The sequence below is a fragment of the Arthrobacter sp. genome (genome assembly GCF_031179985.1).
In the GTDB taxonomy this organism is placed as follows: domain Bacteria; phylum Actinomycetota; class Actinomycetes; order Actinomycetales; family Micrococcaceae; genus Arthrobacter.
In genome coordinates, this window is record NZ_JAPSHJ010000005.1 from 118,917 (window position 1) to 142,659 (window position 23,743).

21 protein-coding genes and 1 pseudogene are annotated in these 23,743 nt (G+C 63.6%); 12 read left to right on the plus strand and 10 right to left on the minus strand.

The genetic code is table 11. From position 1 onward, the window contains the following. Positions 1-4: 4 nt before the first annotated feature. The 6 genes from RIN13_RS04185 to RIN13_RS04210 all read left to right on the plus strand — a co-directional run bounded on the left by RIN13_RS04185 (position 5) and on the right by RIN13_RS04210 (position 7,409). Positions 5-1,681 carry an ABC transporter substrate-binding protein gene (locus RIN13_RS04185; RefSeq protein ID WP_309106076.1) on the plus strand — a complete coding sequence of 559 codons (1,677 nt, stop codon included), beginning with the start codon at positions 5-7 and terminating at the stop codon, positions 1,679-1,681. 192 nt (positions 1,682-1,873) lie between these two features. Further along, complete coding sequence (locus tag RIN13_RS04190) at positions 1,874-2,851, plus strand: ABC transporter permease (protein ID WP_309106077.1); 978 nt, start codon at positions 1,874-1,876, stop codon at positions 2,849-2,851. A 10-nt stretch (positions 2,852-2,861) separates the two neighbouring features. After that, a complete protein-coding gene (locus RIN13_RS04195) occupies positions 2,862-3,788 on the plus strand; it encodes an ABC transporter permease (protein ID WP_309106078.1) in 927 nt (308 codons plus the stop codon). Continuing rightward, positions 3,785-4,747, plus strand: coding sequence for an ABC transporter ATP-binding protein (locus RIN13_RS04200; RefSeq protein ID WP_309106079.1), 963 nt, complete (start codon positions 3,785-3,787; stop codon positions 4,745-4,747). Before RIN13_RS04195 ends, RIN13_RS04200 begins: the two co-directional genes overlap by 4 nt. Beyond that, a complete protein-coding gene (locus tag RIN13_RS04205) occupies positions 4,744-5,814 on the plus strand; it encodes an ATP-binding cassette domain-containing protein (protein WP_309106080.1) in 1,071 nt (356 codons plus the stop codon). The genes RIN13_RS04200 and RIN13_RS04205 overlap by 4 nt, the downstream gene beginning before the upstream one ends. Beyond that, the gene (locus RIN13_RS04210; protein ID WP_309106081.1) at positions 5,811-7,409 is read left to right on the plus strand and encodes a glycoside hydrolase family 32 protein; all 1,599 of its coding nucleotides are present in this window, start codon (positions 5,811-5,813) and stop codon (positions 7,407-7,409) included. Before RIN13_RS04205 ends, RIN13_RS04210 begins: the two co-directional genes overlap by 4 nt. A 9-nt stretch (positions 7,410-7,418) precedes the next feature. Here the strand turns inward: RIN13_RS04210 and RIN13_RS04215 are convergent, their stop codons facing one another. After that, positions 7,419-7,811, minus strand: a complete 393-nt coding sequence (locus tag RIN13_RS04215; RefSeq protein WP_309106082.1) for a hypothetical protein — start codon at positions 7,809-7,811, stop codon at positions 7,419-7,421. A gap of 216 nt (positions 7,812-8,027) precedes the next feature. On the opposite strand from RIN13_RS04215, the gene RIN13_RS04220 reads away from it, so the two are divergent. After that, a complete protein-coding gene (locus tag RIN13_RS04220; RefSeq protein ID WP_309106083.1) occupies positions 8,028-8,426 on the plus strand; it encodes an Hpt domain-containing protein in 399 nt (132 codons plus the stop codon). A gap of 65 nt (positions 8,427-8,491) precedes the next feature. On the opposite strand, the gene RIN13_RS04225 is transcribed toward RIN13_RS04220, so the two are convergent. Further along, on the minus strand, positions 8,492-9,694 hold the full coding sequence (locus RIN13_RS04225; protein WP_309106084.1) for a helix-turn-helix domain-containing protein: 1,203 nt from the start codon (positions 9,692-9,694) through the stop codon (positions 8,492-8,494). A 99-nt stretch (positions 9,695-9,793) separates the two neighbouring features. On the opposite strand from RIN13_RS04225, the gene RIN13_RS04230 reads away from it, so the two are divergent. From RIN13_RS04230 to RIN13_RS04240, 3 genes are all read left to right on the plus strand, one after another. Then, entirely contained in the window at positions 9,794-10,900 is a 1,107-nt protein-coding gene (locus tag RIN13_RS04230) for a ferredoxin reductase (RefSeq protein ID WP_309106085.1), read from the plus strand. 13 nt (positions 10,901-10,913) lie between these two features. Beyond that, complete coding sequence (locus tag RIN13_RS04235; RefSeq protein WP_309106086.1) at positions 10,914-12,098, plus strand: acyl-CoA desaturase; 1,185 nt, start codon at positions 10,914-10,916, stop codon at positions 12,096-12,098. A gap of 129 nt (positions 12,099-12,227) precedes the next feature. Then, complete coding sequence (locus RIN13_RS04240; protein WP_309106087.1) at positions 12,228-13,649, plus strand: GH1 family beta-glucosidase; 1,422 nt, start codon at positions 12,228-12,230, stop codon at positions 13,647-13,649. Here the strand turns inward: RIN13_RS04240 and radA are convergent. Then, complete coding sequence (radA, locus tag RIN13_RS04245; protein ID WP_309106088.1) at positions 13,642-15,015, minus strand: DNA repair protein RadA; 1,374 nt, start codon at positions 15,013-15,015, stop codon at positions 13,642-13,644. The genes RIN13_RS04240 and radA overlap by 8 nt on opposite strands. A gap of 185 nt (positions 15,016-15,200) precedes the next feature. Between radA and RIN13_RS04250 the strand changes: the two genes are divergently transcribed. Beyond that, on the plus strand, positions 15,201-16,478 hold the full coding sequence (locus RIN13_RS04250; protein WP_309106089.1) for an MFS transporter: 1,278 nt from the start codon (positions 15,201-15,203) through the stop codon (positions 16,476-16,478). Here RIN13_RS04250 and RIN13_RS04255 read toward each other — a convergent pair. Together RIN13_RS04255 and RIN13_RS04260 are read right to left on the minus strand one after the other, a co-directional pair. Further along, on the minus strand, positions 16,417-17,553 hold the full coding sequence (locus RIN13_RS04255; RefSeq protein ID WP_309106090.1) for an FUSC family protein: 1,137 nt from the start codon (positions 17,551-17,553) through the stop codon (positions 16,417-16,419). The genes RIN13_RS04250 and RIN13_RS04255 overlap by 62 nt on opposite strands. A 231-nt stretch (positions 17,554-17,784) precedes the next feature. Beyond that, positions 17,785-18,013 (minus strand): annotated as a pseudogene (locus RIN13_RS04260) (FAD-binding protein); the annotation flags it as partial. A 147-nt stretch (positions 18,014-18,160) separates the two neighbouring features. Between RIN13_RS04260 and RIN13_RS04265 the strand changes: the two are divergent. Beyond that, positions 18,161-19,102, plus strand: coding sequence for a proline dehydrogenase family protein (locus RIN13_RS04265; protein ID WP_309106091.1), 942 nt, complete (start codon positions 18,161-18,163; stop codon positions 19,100-19,102). 33 nt (positions 19,103-19,135) lie between these two features. Here RIN13_RS04265 and RIN13_RS04270 read toward each other — a convergent pair whose 3' ends face one another. The 5 genes from RIN13_RS04270 to RIN13_RS04290 form a co-directional block, all read right to left on the minus strand. Then, a complete protein-coding gene (locus RIN13_RS04270) occupies positions 19,136-19,945 on the minus strand; it encodes an HpcH/HpaI aldolase/citrate lyase family protein (RefSeq protein ID WP_309106092.1) in 810 nt (269 codons plus the stop codon). After that, positions 19,930-20,715, minus strand: a complete 786-nt coding sequence (hpaH, locus tag RIN13_RS04275; protein WP_309106093.1) for a 2-oxo-hept-4-ene-1,7-dioate hydratase — start codon at positions 20,713-20,715, stop codon at positions 19,930-19,932. Before hpaH ends, RIN13_RS04270 begins: the two co-directional genes overlap by 16 nt. Before the next feature lies 1 nt (position 20,716). Then, positions 20,717-21,802: a 3,4-dihydroxyphenylacetate 2,3-dioxygenase gene (hpaD, locus tag RIN13_RS04280; protein ID WP_309106094.1), complete on the minus strand. Its 1,086-nt coding sequence runs from the start codon at positions 21,800-21,802 to the stop codon at positions 20,717-20,719. A 46-nt stretch (positions 21,803-21,848) separates the two neighbouring features. Beyond that, a complete protein-coding gene (gene hpaE / locus RIN13_RS04285) occupies positions 21,849-23,390 on the minus strand; it encodes a 5-carboxymethyl-2-hydroxymuconate semialdehyde dehydrogenase (RefSeq protein ID WP_309106095.1) in 1,542 nt (513 codons plus the stop codon). 51 nt (positions 23,391-23,441) lie between these two features. After that, positions 23,442-23,743, minus strand: a 302-nt coding sequence (locus RIN13_RS04290) for an FCD domain-containing protein (RefSeq protein ID WP_309106096.1), incomplete at its 5' end; no start/stop codon positions are given.

Consider the following 23,743-nt stretch of genomic DNA (forward strand, 5'->3'; position numbering starts at 1 on the left):
CATCATGACACAACCCCGATACCTGAGGTCTGCCCGCGTGGCAGCGGCCGGACTGGCGGTAGGCGCAATGCTGCTGACCGGTTGCGTTGCCACCGTCAATAAGTCCGCCGGCACGGACGCAGGCGCGAACGCGAACGCCTTCCTGACCATCCCGCGTGAGGACATGGGTACGTTCGTGCAGAACTTCAATCCGTTCGCGCCAACCGTGAATCCGATGGTCCAGCAGTCGATCTACGAATCCCTGCTGATCTTCAACCCGGCCAAGGGAAACACGACGCCGTGGCTCGCCACGGAGTGGAAGGCCGCCGACGACGGCAAGTCCATCACTTTCACCTTGCGCGACGGCGTGAAGTGGTCTGATGGTCAGCCGCTGGTGGCGGACGATATCGCCTACACCTTCGAACTCCAGAAGAAGATTAAGGGCGGCTTCGACTACCTGGATAAGGTAACCGCTGAAGGCACCAACACGGTCACGTTCAACTTCAACAAGCCATGGTCGCCAGCGCTCCACGAGGTGGGACAGCTCAGCATCCTGCCGAAGCACATTTGGTCAGCGCTGGCCGATCCGGAGAAGGACGCCAACGCGAAGCCTGTCGGTACCGGCCCGTACACCGAGGTGGACAGCTTCCAGGCCCAGTCCTTCGTGCTGAAGAAGAACCCCAACTACTGGCAGCCGGAAAAGCAGAAAATCGCCGGTATCAAAATGCTCGCCTTTGCGGGCAACGATGGGGCCAACCTTGCCGCTGCTAACGGCGACGTGGACTGGGCTCCGCAGTACATTCCGAACATTGAGAAGACGTTCGTCTCCAAGGACAAGGAACACCGTCAATACTGGTTCCCGGCTACAGGTTCCATGATCAACTGGCAGCTCAATACCACCAAGGCGCCGTTCAACGATGTTGACGTTCGCAAGGCGTTGAGCATGGCTGTGGACCGTGATCAGGTGACCAAGATCGGCATGAGCGGCTATGCCAAGCCCGCCGACTGCACAGGGCTCTCCGGCAACTACGAGACCTGGAAGAACAGCGAGGTCAAGGACAACTGCACCTGGACCAAGCTTGATGTGCCGGCGGCGAACGACCTCCTGGACAAAGCCGGCTATCCCAAGGGTGCTGACGGCAAACGCACGCTCAAGGACGGCAAGCCTTTTGAGTTCAAGATCTCCGTGGGTGCGACGTCTTCTGACTGGCTCTCCGTTGCCAACGTGATCTCACAGAACCTCGCCGAGGTTGGCGTGACGGTCAAGGTTGATTCGCCGGACTGGGCTGCCGTGGTGGCTGGCTACGAGACCGGCGACTTTGATTCCGGCATTGTGTGGAGTGCCAACGACCCCAGCCCGTACAAGTACTTCAGCACCTCCATGGGCACAGCGACCGTGAAGCCGGTGGGCACTAAGACGTTCGACAACTACCACCGCTTCGGAGACACCAAAGCTGATGCCCTGCTGGCCGAGTTCGCTGCAGAGGCCGACGAGTCCAGGCAAAAGGACATAGTCAACAAGCTGCAGGAAGAATACAACGACGCCGCTCCGCTGGTCCCGCTCTTCTCCGGCCCGGAATGGGGTGCCTTCGACGACACCCGCTTCATCGGCTGGCCCACCCAGGACAACCCGTACGCAACCCTCTCGGTCCGTGCGCCCACCACTGTCCTGGTGCTGACCTCGCTGGAACCGCGCAAGTAGTCCCACCGCCTCCCTGGCCTCGCTTCGCTTCGTCCAGGGAACCCGGGCAGCGTGGGCCCACCCACCGCTGGTCGCCGGCATCCCCGGCGACCAGCGCTGAACTGCCCGCCCGGCGGCGCCTCCCCGTATAGAGGGACAAGCCAGCCGGGCGTGGCCCCAAAAGTTCCATAATTCCCGAAATGGAGGGAAACCGTGCGCTTCATTCTCCGCCGTCTTGGTTTCTACCTGATCGCCTTCTGGGCATCCATCACCCTGAACTTCCTGCTCCCGCGCTTCATGCCCGGCGACCCCGTCTCCCGCATGTTTGCCCGCTCCCAGGACAGATTGCAGCCTGAACAGATAGAGGCTCTGCGCAAGCTGCTCGGAGTCGACAGCCGGCCCCTCTGGGAGCAATACATCGGCTACCTGCATAACGTGTTCACCGGCCAGATGGGCGTCTCCATCTCGCGTTTCCCGACTCCAGTCACCGAGGTTATCTCGACCCAGATCGGCTGGACCCTCCTGCTGGGCGGTACCGCGCTGGTGATTGCCGCCGTCGTGGGCAACCTGCTCGGCATCCTCGCAGCCTGGCGACGCGGCGGGGTGATCGATTCGGCGCTGCCGCCGGTGCTGGTGTTCATCGGTTCGTTCCCGTATTTCTGGCTCGCGATGGGTGCGCTGTACTTGTTCGGCGTGGTGCTGGGCTGGTTCCCGATCCGCCACGCATTCACGGACGGATTGGAGCCCGCGTTTACCTGGGAGTTCATCGGCGACGTCGGTGCTCACCTTGTACTGCCGGCGTTGACGATTGTGCTGGTATCCATAGGCGGCTGGATGTTGGGCATGCGGAACACCATGATCGCCACGAATTCGGAGGATTACATCACCATGGCCGAGGCAAAGGGTCTCCGGCCGGGCCGGATCATGCTCCGCTACGCAGCACGGAACGCCATGTTGCCGTCGGTCACGAGCTTCGGCATGGGGCTGGGCTTTGTGGTGGGTGGTGCGTTGCTCACCGAGGTGGTGTTCGCATACCCCGGTGTTGGCTACCAGCTCCTCAATGCAGTCCAAGGCCTCGACTACCCGCTCATGCAGGGCCTGTTCCTGACCATCACCGCCGCCGTGCTGTTGGCGAACTTCCTGGTGGACATCCTCTACGTCCGTCTCGACCCGCGCGTGCGCAGCAACTGAGGGACCCATCATGACAACCGCAATTCTGAAGCAGCCCGTTGAGCACACAGCTGCCCGCAAGCCCAACCGCAGTTTCGTCCACGGGCTTATCACCAACAAGAAGGCCCTGGTGGGCATGATCGTGATGCTCGTGTTCATTGCGCTTGCTTTGCTGGCCCCCGTGCTGTTCCCTGGAGACCCGTCGCGGATCACCGCGATGGCCTCGCTGGAACCGTCTTCCGAGCACTGGCTAGGCACCACGGCCAAAGGCCAGGATGTGCTCGCCCTGACTGTCCACGGCTCACGCAGTTCCCTGTTCGTTGGGTTGACTGTCGGCTTCGCGTCCACCTTCATTGGCATTTTGGTGGGCCTGGCCTCGGCGTACTTTGGCAAGTTCATTGACGAAGCACTGTCCCTGGTAACCAACATCTTCCTGCTCCTGCCCGGATTGCCGCTTCTTGTCATCCTGGCGGCGTTCCTGCCGCCGGGTCTGGGAACCGTGATCCTGGTCCTCGTTGTAACCGGCTGGGCCGGGTCGGCACGTGTGTTGCGCTCCCAGGCGCTGTCCATCCGCTCAAAGGACTTTGTGGCCGCAGCCGTGGTGTCCGGGGAACGGGCGGGCAGGATCATGTTCCGCGAGATCCTGCCGAACATGGCCTCAATCGTCATGGGTACCCTGCTGGCCTGCGTGATCTACGGCATCGGCGCCCAGGCAGGGCTGGAGTTCCTTGGCTTGGGTGACGTCAGCACGGTCTCCTGGGGCAACAACCTCTTCTGGGCCGGCAACGAGGGCGCCCTGCTGACCGGCAGCTGGTGGGTCTTTGTGCCCTCGGGTGTCTGCATCGCGCTGGTCGCGTTCGCACTAGCGCTCGTCAACTACGCCGTGGACGAGGTCACCAACCCCCGGCTGAGGAAAATCAAAACCCCAAAAATTACCGAAAGGAGCGCCGCAAAATGACAGTCTCCCAAGTTTCCTTCGGTTCCCACGAGCCAGTCCTCGAGGTCAAGAACCTCACCGTCAAGTACATCGGTGACACCCGCTCCACCACCGCCGTCGACCGTGTTTCCTTCAGTATCGGCACGGGTGAGGTGTTCGGGCTGGCGGGCGAGTCCGGCTGCGGGAAGTCCACCATCGCCAACTCGGTCATGCGGCTCCTGAAAGATCCCGCGAAGATCGCCGGCGGCAGCATCTCCTTCGGCGGCAAGGACGTCCTGGCCATGAGCCAGGAGGAGCTGCGCCGCTTCCGCTGGCAGGACGTGGCCATGGTGTTCCAGTCGGCCATGAACTCGCTGAATCCGGTGCTGACCATCGGAGAGCAGATCGTGGATATTTTCACCACACATGCGGGCTACACGCGCAAGGAATCACTGCGGCGGGCCGGTGAGTTGCTCGAATTGGTGAGGATCGACTCCGCACGCCTGAAGTCCTACCCGCACCAGCTCTCGGGCGGCATGCGCCAGCGTGCGGTGATCGCCATGGCCGTGGCGCTCAAGCCGTCCGTTTTGATCCTGGACGAACCCACCACCGCGCTGGACGTGGTGGTGCAGCAGGAAATCATGGCCCAAATCAAGGAACTCCAACGCGAACTGGGCTTCTCGGTCCTCTTTATCACCCACGACATGTCCCTCATGGTGGAGCTCTCGCACCGCATGGCCGTGATGTACGGCGGCCGGATCGTGGAGACCGCCAAGGCCCAGGATGTCTACACAAACCCCCGCCACCCGTACACCCAGGCGCTGATGAGTGCGTTCCCGCCGCTCACCGGTCCGCGGGTTCCGCTGACGGGACTACCCGACGGCGTGAAGTTCCGGAACATTCCGGACCTTACGGAAGCAGCACCTGGCCATTTCGTGGCACCAGTCAGTGCCGACGCTTCAGCGGCTGACACCGCCATCATGGAAGGAGCCGCACGATGAGTCACGCTGTACTGTCATCCCAGCGCCCCTCCGCCGACACCGAGGCTCCAGCCCTCGAGGTCCGCGGACTAGGAAAGTCTTTCCCTATAGGTGGCTTATTCTCTCGGGATTCCGTCCGGGCCCTGCACGGCGTAGACCTGACCATTGGCCGCGGCGAAATCGTGGCCCTCGTGGGAGAGTCCGGGTCCGGTAAGAGCACCCTGGCCCGGTGCGTTGCACGGCTGGAAAAGCCGAGCTCCGGCCAGATCCTCATCGACGGCGTCGACGTCCTCAAGCGCGACCGTTTCCAGGCGTCCCGAGCCTTCCGCTCCCAACTGCAGATGGTCTTCCAGGATCCCTTCGGCTCGCTGAATCCTGCGCATAGAGTGGAGCACTTCCTGCGGAGGTCGCTGGCGATCCACCGGAAGGGCGGCAACTCCGAGACAGCGACGCAGCAGCGACTCGGGGAGCTTATGACCACTGTGGGCCTGCAGGCCGACATGCTGAACTCCTACCCGCACGAGCTCTCCGGCGGGCAGCGCCAGCGCGTCGCGATTGCCCGGGCCTTGGCTGTTGAGCCACAGGTCATCCTCGCCGACGAACCCACCTCCATGTTGGATGTCTCGGTCCGGATCGGCGTGCTGAACCTCATGCGGAAGCTCCGCGACGAGCAGGGCATCTCCATGCTCTACATCACGCACGACCTCGCCTCGGCCCGATACCTCGCGGACCGGACGGTGGTCATGTTCGCGGGAGAGCTCGTTGAAGAAGGGGAATCCCTGGACCTCCTGGCCAACCCTGCCCACCCGTACACGCAACTGCTGGTCTCAGCCGTCCCGGATCCGGCCCGGGCGGGATCCTACGATCCCGTCCGCCGTGCCGAGCTGCGGCAGGCTGTGATGGCTTCGACCACCTGCACGTTCGACGGCGACCCAAACCAGGCCTGCTCGGCCGAGGAACCCGTTCGTCACCGCGTGGGCGACCCCGAAAACAGTCACTGGGTGAGGTGCCATCTATACCGCCCGCAACCCGGTGCTGGCGGCCATGCCCTGGCAGCTGAACCTACCGACAACACAGCTTCCGCATGACAGAACTTACGCACCCGCTGGCCACCGTGCCCCGGGACGAACTCGTCGCCCGTGCGGCTGCCGACCCCCTCCGGCCCCGCTTCCACTTTGTATCCCCGGCGGGTTGGCTCAACGACCCCAACGGTGTTGCGCAGTGGGACGGCACCTACCACCTCTTCTACCAGTACAACCCCGAGGGCGCCTTCCATCACCGCATCCAGTGGGGCCATGCCACCAGCACGGACCTGGTGACCTGGAAGGACCAGCCTGTGGCGCTGTCTGCGGGCGGTCCGGACAGCACCGACGCTGACGGTTGCTGGTCAGGGGTTTTGGTGAACGACGGCGGCACGCCCACCATCGTTTACTCCGGCCGGCACGGGGAGCATGAGCTGCCTTGTGTCGCGACCGGGAGCCCGGACCTGCTCAGCTGGAGCAAGTTTGCGGACAACCCCGTGATAGCGGCACCACCTGCCGACCTCGACATCACCGCCTACCGCGACCACTGCGTCTGGCAGGAGGGAGGCCGGTGGCGGCAGCTGGTCGGCTCAGGCATCCGCGGGTGCGGCGGAACTGCGTTCCTGTACGAATCGGCGGACCTGCGGACCTGGGAGTACATCGGTCCCCTCTGTATCGGCGACTCGTCACAGGGCAGCCCCACGGACGCGGACTGGACGGGCACCATGTGGGAGTGCGTGGACCTGTTCCGTGCCGACGGCGGTGCACCCGGACAGGTGCCGGATGCCTCGGGCGCTTCGGAGGGGGATTCGCATGTGCTTGTCTTCTCGGCCTGGGACGACGGCGTCACGCACCATCCCCTCTATTGGACAGGGCGATACTCCGGTGACGCGTTCGAACCAAACGCACTGAACCGGCTCGACTACGGCGGCCGCTATTTCTACGCACCGCAGTCGTTCCAGGACGAGTCGGGCCGCCGGATCATGTTTGGATGGCTGCAGGAGGGGCGAGAGGCAGATACCTCCGTGGAAGCGGGATGGTCGGGGGTAATGAGCCTTCCACGGGTTGTCTCACGTGACTCCGACGGCTCCCTGTCTTTCGCGCCCGTGCCCGAGGTAGCTGCGCTCCGCCGGGAGCACGTTGGTGTGACCCCTGCCATGATCACGGAGTCCACATCGGGACCGGGTGTTGTCACAGGCGTTGCGGGCCCCCAACTGGACCTTGAGCTGGAGCTGGAACTGGATCCCGGCGCCGTCGTCCGCCTGGGGGTGCTGGAGACATGGGACGCCGACGGGACCCCGATCGAGCAGACCGCCATCGAGCTTTCCCGGGAGGATGCCAGCGAAAGCAGCGGTGAGGCCGTCAGCCGGGGCACACTGCGGCTCGACCGGACCCGGAGCAGCCTGGAAGGCGACGTCGACACTGATCCCAGGGAGGGGCCGGTGCCCATGCCAGGCGGGCGGGTTTCCCTGCGTGTCATCGTGGACCGTTCCGCCGTCGAGATCTTTGCGAACGGCAAACCTCTCACAGCACGCGTGTACCCGCGGCTTGGCGGAGGGGGCATCAGCCTCGATGCCACTGAAGGGACAGCCCGCGTGGTCCGTTTCGACGCCTGGACAATGGGGGAAATCTTCGGCAGCGAGCGCCTGCTCTTTCCTTGAACCCAGTGCCTATGCCGGGACTTCATCCTTTGATGCCAACTCTTGAGCGGGAAGTTCTGGCGAGACACCTGCAGCCTGATCTCCTGCCGGCGTATTCGTCAGCCAGCAGATGTTTTGCAGCTTCTCGAAGGAGGAGGGAAGAGTGTCATCGGGCCATACCGCCTCTATCCAGGCGATGATCTGAGCGGGCGTGTCCGGCCAAGGAAAATGGTTCGTGCCGATCATGTCTCCAACGCTGATGAGCCCAGTTTTCAGGGCGGTCAGGAGTTGCCCGATGACCTCTTCCCGCAGCTCAGGGCCATCCGGGCAGCCGGAAAGTGAACTGACGTGGTGGGCAAACAGGCCAAGACTCATGCAGTCGCCCCGGTTTTCCGCAAGCACCAGTTGCAGGACGGGATTCACAGGGGCAGCTCTCATACGGGACTGACGCGCGTAAGTCCGGATCGTGACGCTGACCGTTCTGGCAGCCATTCGTGACGTGAAAGTCCTCAACAGGAAGCGCGGTGTCCGTCACGATTTCCGTCTCGCGGGGTTCTAAAGGTGTCGGATGGCGGGATCTGGCGCCCGAACTACTCAACCTGGCGAGCACCTCTCGCAATGAATACGGAGAAACGCCACGTGAGAAAGCCTCATATCGGAAAGCCACCCCTCGTATCCTGGACCGTCCAGTCAACGTTGCGCGACGACGTCGCAGATCCTGCCGGGTACACAAGTTTCATCCGCACCTACACGGAGATGTGGCCTGGACGATACGGCAGGTTGGCTCACTCCATCCGGGTTAATGATTGGGACCAAGCCATGGACGCTGCACTGAGTCTCAGGTCCTCCAGCGAAATGCTGGGCGCCGTCAACCTTGCCAGATTGGCCCTGGCAGTGGAGCAGGCAATCCGCAGCAGGCGGCTTCATGCCGCCGGAATGCTGTTGCCTGGATTGAAATCATGCGGCGAGGACACCATGTCCGTTCTCCTCCGGGGCTCTAAGCCCGCGGGGCAGCAACACGCCGGAAACCGTGCATAGCTCAGTCGTAAGTTAGCCACCGCCTGGCACGGTGTTGCTCCGTAGCAAATGGAGTATGAGAACTTTCACCTGCGCCCCGAGTGCAGGGCCAACTCCAGCTCGAAGCGTGCTTTCGGATCCTCAAGGGCCTCGCCGAACAGTTCGCGGAGCTGGGCGGCGCGGTAGCCCACTGTCTGCGGGTGGATGCCCAGCTCGGCGGCGACCGGGCCTCGCTGGCCCCAATGCCGCAGCCAGGACAAAAGGGTCTCCGCCAACCGTTCGCGTTGAGCCGGGCGCAAGGCCTCGAAAGGGGCCAGTCGCCGGTTTGCTAGTTCAGCTATCGCCGACGGTTCGGAACCCAGGATGATCTTCGAGAGGTGTTCGTCGGCCCACACCGGACCTTCCTCCGGCCCTTCCCTCGGTGGCAAAACTGAGGCAGCCAGAACCGCCAACCGCAGGGAATCGGGCACCTTTTCCCAGCCCACAGCGGGCCCGACCGCGGCGGTGCGTCCACGCAGTGCCTTTTCCAGCTGTCCCCGGGTTGCGGGGGAGTTGCGGGAAGGAACAAGTGCCACGACGTCGGTTTCGCGCTCTACCACCAGCGTTCCCGCGCCAAGCTGCAGCCGGAGCCCGGCAGTACGGTCAAGCGGCATGGTCACCACCCTCAGCTCCTCAGGAATGGCCCAGTCCGCCATGGACGCCTTCTGCCGCAGGGCAGCTTCATCGGCCTGGCCGGATAACAGGAGTTCCAACAGTTCGGTGCGCCGCCGTTCCACCGCTCCGGCGCGCTCGGACTGTTCAAATGCGAACGCCTCAGCACTGACGGCGGACAGTTCGTCAATGTAGGCGAGGATGGATTCGCCGAGGGCCACAACCACGTTCAGCCCCAGATTCCGATCCATGGAGATCCTCGACATCTCGCGGAAGGTCACCCTGGCGCTCATGCGATACGCACTAAGGAGGGCATCCATGCTCCTGCCTTGCCGGAACTCCCCGCTTCCCAGGCCGGCAACCAGCTGTCTGCTTTCCTCGGACAGTGCGGGCAGTCTTGTGCCGGGGAGCTGGAGGAAGCGATCGAGGGCCGCTCCCACTCCGCGCCGCAGCCCGCGGCCAAAACGTCCTTCAATGGGACGTGCATAAGCGGGCACCAATTGGGGTACGGATTCGATTATTGCCTCAACAATCCCTGGCATCAGGGGCCGCAGGATCTCGCTGACTTCAACCGGAAGTTCCAGCCAGGGAGGTTCATGGGCCGGGGTGGCTTGACTCTTCTTGGAGGGATGGTTCATGAGAGACTTCCATAAGTTGTTTCGGGGGAACAGTTTAGAACGTTCGATCGTATTCCCTGGGAGAAGTAATATGCCTCGTTCCGACATAAGCTTAGGACTATGATCCGGCTCCGTAAGCTGGCGCGCGCCGCATCTCTGTTCACAACCCCCCTGGCTCCAGAAGACTTCCTGGCGCTATTCAACCCTGTCTTCTCCACGCGACAACTTCGTGGCGTGGTTACCAGGGTGGTTCCGGAGACCGCCGATTCCGCCACAATTTTCTTCCGTCCCGGCCGCGGCTGGCAGGCCCACAAGGCCGGCCAATGGGCCCGTATCGGCGTCGAGCTTGATGGCGTCTTCCATTGGCGCTCGTACTCGCTCAGTGCTCCGGCCGGGCAGGACCCCGCCATTACTGTCTCCGACGTCGGGGCAGTATCAGGCGCCCTGGTCCGCAACACCAAGCCCGGCGACATCCTCTTTCTGGCGCCGCCACAGGGCGATTTCGTGCTCCCCGAACACCCCCGGCCGCTCCTGATGCTCACAGCAGGCGCCGGGATCACCCCCGTGATGTCCATGATCCGCACGCTGGTGCCGCACCGCCCCGATTCGGACGTCGAACTGATTCACTCGGCGAGGACTCCCGCTGACAGCATCTTCAGGGAGGAACTGGCTGAACTCGCGGACCAGTTCCCGAACCTGAAGGTCACCGACTGGTACACCAGCGAACGCGGAAGGTTCGATTTCAGCTCGTCCAAAGAGCTCGACGCACTCTGCCCGGACTGGCGCAGCCGAGCCGCCTACGCCTGTGGGCCCGAGGGCTTCCTGGACGACGCCGAGTCGCTGTGGTCTGCTGAGGCTGCTGCCGCCGCCAGAAACGGAGGCAAGTCTCCCGCGGGGCCCTTTGCCGCTGACCCGGTGAATCTCATCATCGAACGCTTTACTACCAGCCTGGCCGGCGGTGACGGGCACGACGGCGGACTGGTCACCTTTGAGGCCTCCGACCGCGAAGTCGAAGCCGACGGCGCCACGCCCCTTCTCGACGTTGGCGAAGACGCCGGCCTGCTGATGCCCAGCGGATGCCGCATGGGTATCTGCCACAGCTGTCTCATTCCCCTGCGCGCTGGCCACGTCCGTGACCTCCGCACCGGTGAAGTCCATGGCGAACCGGGCCAACTGATCCAAACGTGTGTTTCGGCAGCCGCCGGGCCCGTTAACCTCGACATCTGAGGAGCAATATCACATGACAACTGTTTCAAACCGCACCCATGAGGCAACAGCAGCCGGAGCTCCGGCAGGCGCCAAGACGCGCCCCGGCGCTCTGGCAACAACCGGCAGTCCGCTGGTGCGTCCACCCGCTGCAGCCCACCTCACCGACGAACAGGTGGCGGAGCTGGGCCGTGAACTTGATGCCATCAAGGATGACATTCTCGGCAAGCGCGGGAGTTCGGATGCCGACTACATCCGCCGGATGATCAAGATTCAGCGCGCCCTGGAGATCTCGGGCAGGGCGGCCCTCCTCTTCAGCAAGAACAAGAAGGCCTGGGTGGCGGGTACCACGCTGCTCAGCTTCGCCAAGATCCTGGAAAACATGGAACTCGGCCACAACATCCTGCACGGCCAGTGGGACTGGATGCGTGACCCGGACATCCACTCCACCACGTGGGAATGGGACTTCGTCACCCCGGCCCGCGCGTGGCAGCACACCCACAACGACCTCCACCACCGCTGGACGAACGTGGTGGGCAAGGACAACGACGTCGGATACAACCTCCTGCGCATGGACGAGAACCAGCCGTGGAAGCCCTTTAACCTGGGCAACCCTCTGTACAACGCCATCCTGGCTCCCGTCTTCGAGTGGGGCATCGCCATCTACGACCTCGAACTCGCTGACTACCAGGAGGGGAAGAAGACCAAGGAAGCACTGATGCGGGACCTCAAGGCCCTTGGGAAAAAGGCGCTCAAGCAATTCACCAAGGACTACGCCGCTACTCCTGCCGCAGCCATGCTTACCGGTTCAGGCAAGCAGGCGCTCTATGGCACCCTCACGGCCAACGCCGTCCGCAACGTCTGGGCCCACGCAGTGATTTTCTGCGGCCACTTCCCCGACGGCGCGGACACCTTTACCGAGGAAATGGTGGAAGGCGAGACCCGCGGCGACTGGTACGTGCGCCAGATGATCGGTTCCGCCAACATCTCAGGTTCCAAGTTCATGCACCTCATGACCGGCAACCTGTCCCACCAGATCGAGCACCACCTCTTCCCTGACCTTCCGTCCAACAGGTACGCCGAGGTGGCCCCGAAGGTCCAGGAGATCTGCAAGCGCTACAACCTTCCGTACACCACCGGCCCGCTGCTCAAGCAGGTCGGGTCATCGTGGGCGAAGGTCTTCAAGCTGGCTGTTCCAGGCAAGGCCAAGACGGCCTAATTCACTCTTTGAGGCCCCGGTTGCTCCTGAAAACAAGCGACCGGGGCCTTTGTCTGCCTGGTCAGCCCGGTCCGAGGTCACGTGCTGGAGGCACTGGTCGCCCCGGTTGGTTCGTGGAACACTGGGCAAATGGCAACCAGCTCAAACGCGCACTCATGGCCAAAGGACTTCATCTGGGGATCCGCCACTGCGGCAGCCCAAATCGAGGGCGCCGGGCATGAGGACGGGAAAGAGGACTCCATCTGGGACACCTTCGCCCGCCTGCCGGGTGCAATCGCCCATGGTGACAACCTGGAACGGGCGGTTGACCACTACCACCGGATGCCGCAGGACGTGCAGCTGATGAAAGAGCTGGGGCTTGATTCCTACCGGTTTTCCATCAGCTGGGCGCGAGTGAGGCCCGGTGACCGCTTCACCAACACCAAGGCCCTGGACTTCTATTCCAAGCTGGTGGATGAACTGCTGGAGGCGGGAATCCTGCCCTGGCTGACTCTTTACCACTGGGATCTGCCGCAGGCTCTGGAGGATGAGGGCGGCTGGACCGGCAGGGACACCGCGTACCGCTTTGTGGAGTACGCCACCGACGTTTATGCCGCCCTCGGTGACAGAGTGCAGCACTGGACCACCTTTAATGAGCCGTTCTGCTCAGCCCTGCTGGGCTACGGTTCAGGAGTGCATGCGCCAGGGCGGCAGGAGCCTCGGGCAGTCGTTGCAGCTGTCCACCATCAGCACCTGGCCCACGGGCTTGCCCTCGATGAGCTGCGCCGGCAGGGCGCCCAGCACCTGGGCATCACCCTCAATCTGAGCAACGCCATTCCCCGGGATCCCAATGATCCTGTGGACCTGGATGCTGCCCGGCGCTTCGATTCACTGCAGAACCGCATTTTCCTGGATCCACTGCTCCGCGGCGCGTATCCGGAAGACACTTTGCGGGACCTGGCACCCTTCGGGCTCCCGGAGCTGATCCACTCCGGAGACATGGAGCTCATCGGGGCCCCGCTCGATTTCCTGGGCGTGAACCACTATCACGACGACCTCGTCAGCGGGCATCCGGACCAGCCGAACATAGACGGCCATTCCGGAGGTGCGGAGCGGAAGGCAGCCTCTCCCTGGGTGGGTTCGGAAGACATCACGTTCCCCAGCCGGGAGCTGCCCCGGACGGCGATGAACTGGGAAGTAAACCCCGACGGCCTCCGCCACTTGCTGGTCAGGCTGGGCAAGGAATACCCCTCCCTGCCGCCGCTGTACGTTACCGAGAACGGTGCAGCCTACGAGGACACTCTCAGCCCTGACGGGAAAGTCCACGATGTTGAGCGGACCAACTTCATCCTCGACCATATTGAAGCGATGAGGCAGGCCATTGAACAGGGGGCTGACGTTCGCGGATACTTTGTCTGGTCTCTCCTGGACAACTTTGAATGGTCCTACGGGTACGGAAAGCGTTTTGGCATCGTGCGTGTGGACTACGACACCCTGGAGCGGACTATCAAGGACAGCGGACTCGCCTACGCCCGCCACATCGCCGCAGCCAAGGGCCAGCCGGTCAGCTGATCAGCAACCCCAGGGCCTCAGTCAGGTGGCCCACTTCCCGGACGGAGAAACCCGCAGGTACCGCACCCGGCCCGTTGGGGCTCAGCGGGACCACGGCGTGGGTGAAGCCGAGCCTGTGGGCCTCGTGGATACGCTGGTTGATGCCGGGGACGGGGCGGACCTCTCCTGCGAGGCCTACTTCTCCGAAGGCTATGAGCCGCTGGGGGAGCGGCTTCTTGGCCTTGGCTGAGGCTACGGCCAGGGCAACGGCAAGGTCCGTAGCGGGTTCGCTCAGCTTCACGCCGCCGACAGTGGCAACGTAGGAGTCGTCCTTGTGCAGCAGGCAGCCGGCCCGCTGCTGAAGCACTGCCAGGAGCATTGCCACCCGGGAGCTGTCCAGCCCGCTGGTGGCCCGGCGCGGCTGCGAGTTGGCGCTTTCGGCGAGGAGAGACTGGACCTCGGCCAGCAAGGGGCGGCGGCCCTCCATCGTCACGGTGATACATGTACCGGACACGGGGTCCTTGGTGCGCGTGACAAATAACCCGCTGGGATCGGCAAGGCCCATGATGCCGTCCTCGTTCAGGTCGAAGCAGCCGACGTCGTCCGTTGGTCCGTACCGGTTCTTGACGGCCCTCAGCAGCCGGAGCCGCGAATGACGCTCACCTTCGAACTGGCAGACAACGTCCACCAGGTGCTCCAGGAGCCGGGGACCGGCGATTGAACCATCCTTGGTGACGTGGCCTACCAGGAGGGTGGTCATGTTGCGCCGCTTGGCAGCGGCAATGATGGATGCTGCCACTTCCCGGACCTGGGAAACCCCGCCCGAGCTCCCCTCGACGTCGGCGCTGCTGAGCGTCTGGACCGAGTCAACCACCAAGAGGCGGGGTTCCACCTTCTCCACCTGGCCCAGGGCCTGGCCGAGGTCCGTTTCCGCGGAGAGATAAAGCGAGTCCGCCACAGCATCGATCCGCTCGGCCCGGAGTTTTACCTGGGCGGCGGATTCCTCGCCGGTGACGTACAGGACGTCCTGGCCGCTGCGGGCAAACTTGGCGGCAACATCCAACAGGAGGGTGGACTTTCCCACGCCTGGTTCCCCAGCAAGCAGGATCACCGCTCCGGGAACCAGCCCTCCGCCCAGCACACGGTCCAGTTCGTCGACGCCGGTGGGCAGGAAAGCGGCCGTAGTGGCGTCCACCTCAGCGATGCGGCGGGCCGGCTCCACCACTGTGGCAGCCGCCGTCGTCCGCGCAACAGCTGCACCGGTCTCCTCAACTGTTCCCCAGGCCTGGCATTCGCCGCAACGCCCCACCCACTTGACGGTGGTCCAGCCGCATTCGGCGCACTTATAGGCCGGGGCTTTGGACGCCCGGGAAGTCTTGGTTGCCATGGGTACACAGTAGCCGTGGGGGCCGACAACATTGCCGCCGGCCGTATAGGACGGCCGTCTCAATGCAGCAGTTCAGTACGTTCCGTAATGCTGGCATTGCCCGTTGACCTTCCCTCTTGCACCCGGATATTTTGGATTGTAAGCATACTTATTAAGCGATCCTGCGAACCGGAATTGAACTGAACGTGCCCTTTGTAGCCACCGCGAAAGCCTCCTCAAAAACAGGATCCCTGCCGCTTGCCGCCATGCTCGTTCTCGCCGCCATTGGCTTCACTGCCATTACAACCGAACTGCTCCCGTCGGGCCTGCTGCCGCAGATGGCTGAGGACTTCGACGTCGGCGAATCACAGGTGGGGCTGCTGACCGTGGCCTACGCCGGGATTGTGGTGGTCACCGTAGTGCCGATGGCGCGGCTCTGTTCACGCCTGCCGCGACAGGCGCTGCTGCTGGGCCTGGTGGTGACCTTCGCCCTCAGCAATGTTCTCCTTGCCCTCAGCCCCGAATTTTCCCTGGCAGTAGTGGCCCGCCTTATTGGCGGCGTAGCCCACGGACTGTTGTGGTCCACCATGGCTCCGTACATTGCTGCGTTGGTGCCCGAGCACATGCTCGGACGGGCCATGGCCGTTGTGTTCAGCGGGAACAGTCTGGGCCTTGCCGTTGGCGCACCGGCGGGAACGGCGCTGGGGGCATGGGTAGGCTGGCGCACGTCCTTCCTGATCATGGCAGCCACCGGGGCTGTGCTGGCCCTGCTGGCCCTCTGGCTGCTTCCATCAGTACGCGGCAGCCGCAAGGGACAACCGCCGTCAGTGCTGCAGGCCATCCGCCAACCCGGCGTGAAATCGGTGACCTTGGCCTGGCCCCTGATGCTCTTCGCCCGCTTTGCAGTCTTCACCTATATTGCTCCCTTCATCCTCGCTGCCGGGCTGCCGTCCCAGGCCATCAGCATCTCCCTGTCTGTGGTGGGGGCTGTAAGCTTCGCCGGGCTCTGGATCGCAGGAATGACCGTTGACTCCCGGCCACGGCGTTCTCTGATCGCAGCCGCCGCCACCGTGGTTGGAGCATGCCTGCTCCTGCCGTGGGCGGGAACCACACTGCCCGGCGCATATTGTCTGATGGCCCTCTGGGGAGCCGCCCTGGGCGCCTGCGGCATCTACAACCAGGCAGCAATCCTGCGCGCTGGGAAGGAACACAGTGACGCCGCCAACTCACTGATGGTACTGGCGACCCAACTGGGGATCGCCATAGGGGCGGCATATGGCGGGCTGGCGTTGTCCTTGGCCGGGCCGCTGCTGGTTCCGGTCGCAGCGGCGTTACCCGCCGCCGTCGCGCTTGGTGCGGTCATAGCCGGACGTAAGGCAGGCTACCCGCCGGGCCCGAAAGAGGGCGGGAAGGAAACCGGCGCTAGCTCTCGTCCTGCAGCGGCGGCAGGAGGTCCCGGGCTTCCTTCGAGTCGATCCCGGTAGCCTCCAGCAGGTCAACCATGAGCGGGCGGAAGAGCATCACCACGGTCTCGCCTTCCAATCGGTCTACGTCGAGCATCCGGGGGTGCAGCCTTCCGGCGACGTAACTGAGATCTTTACGGGCGGCACGCAAATGGGCGCGACGAACGCCGTCATGAACCTCGCCAAGACCCAACGAAAGCTCATCGATGGCATCCGCCGTTTCCCGCAGCACCTCAGCGAGGTTTTCCGTCGCCTCATCGGACAGGGCGGCATGATTGATGGCACTCGTGAGGCGCCGGGCGAACACCCGGCTGTTACGAAGGGCAAGGTCAATGTAGTCAAGCGATTGTTCCAGCCGGTCGAGCTCATCACGATGCCTCCGATAGGCCGGAGCCAGGGTTGCTACTTCGCCGGAAGCCCGCAGGGTCTGGCGCATGGCATCCACCAGCGGTTGGCAATTACGGCCGCGGACCAGAGCATGCCAGGCCTGGGTGGAGTCGCTGTAGGTCAGGGCAGAGGCGCACTCCCGCAGCACCTCGGCCAGTTCATGCAACAGCTTCCGGACGTCCTTGCGGGGTTCACGGCGGGGATCCTTGGGCACCAGGATGGTCACCAGCAAGGCAAAGAGCCCACCCACCACGGCGTCCAGGCTCCGGGTGAATGGCCCTCCCGCCGGCGCCGGCAGCAGCACCACCAGCAGGGACTGCAGCCCCAGTTGGGTGGTGAAGATGTTGCCGCCGTCCAGGAATCTTGCCAGCAGGATGGAGACGAAAAGTACGACGGCGGCCACCCAGATATCGTCGCCCAGCCAGTGGAGCAGCAAGTCACCCACGGCGATGCCGATGGTGCAGCCCAGGCCGACCTCCACAACCCTTCGCAGCCGTGGCTCGCGGGAGAAACCCAGGGCAATCAAGGAGGAAGTCGCCGCAAACAAAGGCCCTGAGTGGCCCAGGACATACTGGGCAAAGGCGTAGGCTCCCACCGCACACACCGTCATCTGGAGGGCAGGGACCAGCGAGTTCTTGCTCCTGACAAGACCGGTCCGGGCCCGGCCGCGGAGGAATCGTCTGCTTGCGGATAATCCAGTGACGGCCATGGAATCCAGTCTATTTGTTTCGTGTGAGGGCTTTCCTGGGTGCCTTGGACGACAGCGCGTCAAAGCCATGACCGAATTGCGTGATTTTGGCCGGCTACTGCTGGTCCCGAGCCAGGGATTGCGCGGGATGGCAGCATTTTTGGCCGTCTCGTCCCATCAAAAGTTACGCATTCGGGCCGACATCCCCGGCCAGATGAGTCCGGCACTCAGGCAATGGCCTGCGCGATTGCCCGTTCCCATCCAGTCCTGCAGCGCCAGCTCGCGGGAATCCTTGATCCCCATCCTGCGCTGCTCGGGCGAAGCAACCAGAACAAGCCACCCAAGGACCAAAACGCCTGCCCGCCTAGACTCGCCTCCGGCTCCTGGTCGAGCAAGAGCACCCGGCGACCGGCTTCGGCAAGCTCGGCGGTAGCCACCAGGCGGCGAGGCCCGCTCCGACAACGATTGCGTCTGCATCCATGAGTGAGAGCGTATTTCAACGTCCTTCACATGGCCGTCACTGGCCGACAAAGGACGGGGTTTTATTTAGGATCGGATAAACGCTGACCGGATAAACGCTGAGCGGAAGACGTTGCCCGGCAAACAAGGCAAGAGGAATGGGTGTTCCATGGGAGATTCCACGCGGGAGAAAGCCGCAGATGTGTTGCGGGGGTGGGCTTTGGATGAGGAGCTGAAACAGCGGGTGATGTCGTCTCCACCGCTGGCCGCTATTGCTCAGAAGATCGCGGCGGGCTACTCGGCGGGAGAGACGGTCCGGGATGCCATTGAAGCTGCCAAGCGAAGCATGGCCCGAGGCCATCTGGTCAGCCTGGAGTATGCAGGCGAAAGCGTACGGGACGCCGGGGTTGCAGAGGCCGAGACCGCAGTATTCCTGGACCTGATTTCCGCGTTGCGGCAGGCGGGCATAGCCGGCACAGTGTCCTTTGACCTTTCGCACATCGGCTCCCTTGTCAGCCCAGCGCTCGCCTTGGAGAACGCGCGACGGATGGCAGACGCCTTGGCGCCCCTCCGAACGTCACTGATGATCTCCGCGGAAGGCTCCGATCGGACCGATCTGGTGCTTGACCTCTACGAGGCACTCAGGGAGGAAAAGGTGGAGGTCGGCGTCACCCTCCAGGCCCGTCTGCACCGCAGCGAAAAGGACCTTAAGCGTCTGCTGAAGCAACCCGGAACCATCAGGCTGGTGAAGGGAGCCTTCCTCGAACCGGAAGGGATGGCCTACCCGCGTGGCAGCGCTGAACTCCAGGAGAACTATCTGCGCCTTGCCGGGCTGATCATCGACGCCGGACATCCCGTTTCCATCGCGACCCATGACGCCGCGCTGATCGCTGAAATCCTCGAAAGGCACCCCAACCTCAGTGAGGCGAAGGATGTGGAGTTCGAGATGCTTTTGGGCTTGGGCACGTCCACCCTGGACCGCCTGCATGCTGAGGGCTTCACTACCCGTGAGTACTCCATTTTCGGTGGCGAGTGGTGGCTCTACGTCCTGAACCGGATCGCCGAAGACCCGGAGCGGGTGTTCGACGCCATCATCGCGGCCGGCCGCTGACACGGCTCACCGTGCCCCTGCGCGGTGCGAGGGTCAGTAGCTTTCCGGTTCGTGAGCTTCCGTGGGCTCGATGAATGCTGCGGCCAGGGCTTCGGAACCGCGGGCCAGCAGTGCGACGTCCGCACCAACCAGAATGAAACTGGCGCCATTGTCGAGGTAGTGGCGGGCGGTATCAGGGTTGAAGGCGTTCACGCCGGCCGGTTTACCTGCCGATTTTGCGGCTCCGAGGCAATGTTCGACGGCGGCGCGGACCTCAGGGTGTTCCTGCTGTCCCAGCAGGCCCATGGAGGCAGCGAGGTCCGAGGGACCAAGGAAGATAGCGTCCACACCCTCCACGGCGAGGATCTCCGTCACCGAATCCACCGCCTTTGTGGACTCAATCTGGACGGTGATGCTGATGGTCTCCGCGGCCCTGGCGAGGTAGTCCGGAATGCGGTTCCAGCGGGCGGCGCGGGCCAGTGCCGAGCCCACGCCGCGAACTCCGCGGGGAGGGTAACGGGTGGCGGCCACTGCAGCCTCCGCCTCAGGCACCGAATTGACCATGGGGATCAGCAGGTTCTGGACGCCCAGGTCCAGGTACTGCTTGATGAGCACAGTGTCATTCACTGGCGGCCGCACCAGGGTATGAACCGGGAAGCCGTGGATGGCCTGGAGTTGGGCCAGGATCGATTCCAGGCCGTTCGGGCTGTGCTCGGCATCCACCAACAGCCAGTCGAGGCCGGAGCCCGCGCAGAGTTCGGCCACGAGCGGGCTGCCGGAGCAGACCCACATGCCCGCCAGCGGGCGGTGTGCCGCTGCCAGCGCATCTCGAAAGGTGTTGTCCGGTTCTAGTCGAAGCGGCATGTGACACTCCCCAGCGGTCCGTAGTCGGCATGGACGGTGTCCCCTTTATATACCCACAAGGGCCGGGTGAAGGATCCGGCGAGGATGATGTCGCCGGCCTTCATGCTGTCCCCATGGGCGGCGATCTTGTTGGCCAGCCAGTGGACGCCGTTGGCAGGATGGTCCAGGACGCCCGCGGCGACGCCGGTTTCTTCCACGGTCTGGTTTTTATAGAGGATGGCCGCCACCCAGCGCAGGTCGACGGCGTCGGGCCTGACCGGGTGGCCGCCCACCACCATGGCCCCCATCGCCGCGTTGTCCGCGATGGTGTCCACGATGGTCCGGCCCTCCATCTCAATCCGGGAATCCAGGATCTCCAGGGCCGGAACCACGTACTCGGTGGCCTTCAGGACATCGAAAATGGTGCAGCCGGGGCCTTTGAGCCCGTCCTTCAGGACAAACGCCAACTCCACCTCCACCCGCGGATGGGTGTAGCTGTCCCATTCAACCGAACAGCCCGTTTCCAGCACCATGTCATCGAAGATGGCGCCATAGTCCGGCTCGGTGATCCCGGTGGCGGCCTGCATGGCCTTCGACGTGAGGCCGATCTTCCGCCCCACCAGGGTCCGGCCGGCATCCTCGTTCCGGCGGCGCCACAGCTGCTGCACGGCGTAGGAGTCCTCCACGGTCATCTCCGGATAGCGGGAGGTCAGCCGGGGCACGGGAGTCCGGGAACGTCCGGCCTCCAGCAGCTCGTCCGCAATGGCCTCAATCGTCTTGGCATCCAACATGCTAGACCTGCGCTCCGAGCTTGAACCCGCGATCCTCGCCGGACTCCTGGCCGGGCTCCCGGGTGTACGAAAAACCGTCCGCGCCCACGGTCACTGCCATCTCGCTCTTTTCCTCGCGTTCGATCACCGGTTGCGGATTGCCGTCCAGGTCCAGCACCAGGGAAGCCTCCGTGTACCAGCTGGGCACTACCGGGTTGCCCCACCAGTCGCGCCGCTGGTTATCGTGAACGTCCCAGGTCACCACCGGGTTGTCCGGGTCGCCGGTGTAGTAGTCCTGGGTGTAGATCTCGATCCGGTGCCCATCCGGGTCCAGAATGTACAGGTAGAAGGCGTTGGATACGCCGTGCCGGCCGGGCCCGCGTTCAATCCGGTCGCTGATCCGCAGGGCGCCCATTTTGTCGCAGATCTGGATGATGTTGTGCTTCTCGTGAGTGGCGAAGGCAATGTGGTGCATGCGCGGGCCGTTGCCTCCAGTCAGTGCTGTGTCGTGCACGGTCTGCTTGCGGTGCATCCACACGGCATAGGAAACGCCGTCGGAATCCTGGATGTCTTCTGAGACGCGGAAGCCGAGATCCTCCAGGTATTTGCGGCCCCGCTGGACGTCAGGGGTGACCTGGTTGAAGTGGTCCAGCCGCACCAGCTCGCCGGCGGAGTAGAGGTCGTAGCGCTGGGTGAGGCGCTCCACATGCTGCACATCGTAGAAGAACTCATAAGGGAAGCCCAGCGGGTCCTCGACTCTCACGGAGTCGCCGACGCCCTTGGTGAAGCCTTCCCTGCGGCGTTCAGTGCGGCAGCCCAGTTCTTTGAAGTACGCTTCCGCAGCATCAACTTCTGTTGGGGACTTCACCCGGTAGGCAAACGCTGCGACGGCGGCGATGGGCCCCTTGCGGAGTACCAGGTTGTGGTGGATGAACTCCTCGAGGGAGCGCAGGTAAATGGTGTTCTCGTCTTCTTCGGTGACGTGCAGGCCCAGGACATCGACGTAGAACGCGCGGGACTTGGCGAGGTCCGTGACCACGATTTCCATGTAGGCGCAGCGCACGATGTCCGGAGCGGGAACGGTGGGGGTGGGAACAAAGTTGGTCATGGGATTCTCTCTTCTTTGAGGAGGTAGGGGACGGCAGCCGGAGAGGCTAGCCCTCGTTGGCGGCCGAGGCTTCGATGCTGCCGAACTTCGGAGTGTGAACGGAGCCGAGGGTGATGTGGACGGCCTGCTGGTCGGTGTAGAAATCGATGGAGCGGTAGCCGCCCTCGTGCCCCAGGCCTGACGCCTTGACTCCGCCGAAGGGGGTGCGGAGGTCCCGGACGTTATGACTGTTCAGCCACACCATGCCGGCCTCGACGTTTTGGGAGAAGTTATGAGCGCGGGTCAGGTTCTGCGTCCAGATGTAAGCAGCCAGGCCATAGCGGGTGTTGTTCGCCAGAGCCAGCGCCTCGTCGTCGTTCTCAAACGGGGTGATGGCGACGACGGGACCGAAGATCTCTTCCTGGAAGATCCGCGCGTCGGGGGAGACATCAGCGAAGACTGTAGGGGCGATGTAGTTGCCTTCGGGCAGGTGCTCCGGCCGTCCGCCGCCGGCCAAAAGCCGGCCCTCGGACTTGCCGATGTCCACGTAGGACGCCACTTTGTCGTAGTGCTCGGGGTGGACCAGCGCGCCGACCTCGGTTTTGGGATCGTGGGGATCGCCGACGACGATGTTCTTCGCGCGGGCAGCGTACTTTTCGCAGAACTCGTCATACACGGCGCGTTCCACCAGGATCCGGGACCCTGCTGTGCAGCGCTCGCCGTTCAGGGAGAAGACGCCGAACAGTGCGGAGTCGATGGCGGCGTCCAGATCGGCGTCGGCGAACACCACACAAGGCGACTTTCCACCGAGCTCCATGGAGAGGCCCTTGAGGTTGGCCGCGGCGTTCCGGAAGATCGTCTGGCCCGTGGTGGTCTCGCCGGTGAACGAGATCAGCGGCACGTCGGGGTGCTTCACCAAGGCATCGCCGGCTTCCTCGCCGAGGCCGTTGACAAGGTTGAACACACCATTCGGGAGCCCGGCGTCCTTGAAGATCTGCGCCCACAGCGATGCCGAGAGGGGAGTGAACTCGGCCGGCTTGAGGACAACGGTGTTGCCCGTGGCCAGGGCAGGGGCGAGCTTCCAGGACTCGAGCATGAACGGCGTGTTCCAGGGTGTGATGAGGCCGGCGACACCGATCGGCTTCCGGTTCACGTAGTTGATCTGAGAGCCGGGGACCTTCATGGCGTCGTCGAACTGCGCCACGATCAGGTCCGCGAAGAAGCGGAAGTTCTCGGCCGCGCGGAGGGCCTGGCCCTTTGCCTGGGTGATGGGCAGGCCGGTGTCGAACGTCTCCAGCTCGGCAAGCCGTCCCTCCTGGGCTTCGACGGCATCGGCGATTTTGTTCAGGACGCGGGCGCGCTCGCGGGGCTTCATCTTCGGCCACGGTCCATTAACGAACGCTTCGCGGGCGGCGGCGACAGCGAGGTCGATGTCTTCCTTCTGCCCGGCGGCGGCAGTGGCGTAGTTCCGGTTGGATACCGGATCCAGGACGTCGAAGGTCTTTCCGCCCACGGAATCCACGAACTGGCCGTTGATGTAGTGCTGAATGTGCGCGGGCAGGTCCTGCGGGACGTAATGGGCCTTGGTTACTTCTGCAGTGAACGTCATTGTTGTTTCCTTACTGCTTGGCGGGGTCTTTGCCTCCGGTGGGGAAGCTGGTCAGATGCTTTTGGCTTGGCTCAGGTACGCGTCCAGGGTGGCTGAGCGGTGCAGACGGGCAGCCTTTTCGATCTCGTCAGCGCTGGCGCCGGACTCGATGAGCTGGAGCAGGGCTTCGTGTTCATCCACGGAGTCGTGGGCGCGGCCGGGCACGAAACGGAAGGTGGAGGACCGGAGGGAAGCTAAGCGGTTCCAGCCGCGGTGGACCAGATCAAGGATGTGCGGGTTGGGGCAATGCTCGAACAGGACACTGTGGAACTCCTGGTTCAACAGGGTGAAGCGGACAGGATCGAAGTGTTCCA

Bases quoted from the DNA above. Each gene is read 5' to 3' on its own strand.
- RIN13_RS04195 (WP_309106078.1), top strand. From the start codon at position 2,862: ATGACAACCGCAATTCTGAAGCAGCCCGTTGAGCACACAGCTGCCCGC.
- hpaD (WP_309106094.1), bottom strand. From the start codon at position 21,802: ATGACCAACTTTGTTCCCACCCCCACCGTTCCCGCTCCGGACATCGTG.
- RIN13_RS04240 (WP_309106087.1), top strand. From the start codon at position 12,228: ATGGCAACCAGCTCAAACGCGCACTCATGGCCAAAGGACTTCATCTGG.
- RIN13_RS04200 (WP_309106079.1), top strand. From the start codon at position 3,785: ATGACAGTCTCCCAAGTTTCCTTCGGTTCCCACGAGCCAGTCCTCGAG.
- RIN13_RS04205 (WP_309106080.1), top strand. From the start codon at position 4,744: ATGAGTCACGCTGTACTGTCATCCCAGCGCCCCTCCGCCGACACCGAG.
- RIN13_RS04265 (WP_309106091.1), top strand. From the start codon at position 18,161: ATGGGAGATTCCACGCGGGAGAAAGCCGCAGATGTGTTGCGGGGGTGG.
- RIN13_RS04270 (WP_309106092.1), bottom strand. From the start codon at position 19,945: ATGCCGCTTCGACTAGAACCGGACAACACCTTTCGAGATGCGCTGGCA.
- RIN13_RS04225 (WP_309106084.1), bottom strand. From the start codon at position 9,694: ATGAACCATCCCTCCAAGAAGAGTCAAGCCACCCCGGCCCATGAACCT.
- RIN13_RS04185 (WP_309106076.1), top strand. From the start codon at position 5: ATGACACAACCCCGATACCTGAGGTCTGCCCGCGTGGCAGCGGCCGGA.
- hpaE (WP_309106095.1), bottom strand. From the start codon at position 23,390: ATGACGTTCACTGCAGAAGTAACCAAGGCCCATTACGTCCCGCAGGAC.
- RIN13_RS04230 (WP_309106085.1), top strand. From the start codon at position 9,794: ATGATCCGGCTCCGTAAGCTGGCGCGCGCCGCATCTCTGTTCACAACC.
- radA (WP_309106088.1), bottom strand. From the start codon at position 15,015: ATGGCAACCAAGACTTCCCGGGCGTCCAAAGCCCCGGCCTATAAGTGC.
- RIN13_RS04235 (WP_309106086.1), top strand. From the start codon at position 10,914: ATGACAACTGTTTCAAACCGCACCCATGAGGCAACAGCAGCCGGAGCT.
- hpaH (WP_309106093.1), bottom strand. From the start codon at position 20,715: ATGTTGGATGCCAAGACGATTGAGGCCATTGCGGACGAGCTGCTGGAG.
- RIN13_RS04210 (WP_309106081.1), top strand. From the start codon at position 5,811: ATGACAGAACTTACGCACCCGCTGGCCACCGTGCCCCGGGACGAACTC.
- RIN13_RS04255 (WP_309106090.1), bottom strand. From the start codon at position 17,553: ATGGCCGTCACTGGATTATCCGCAAGCAGACGATTCCTCCGCGGCCGG.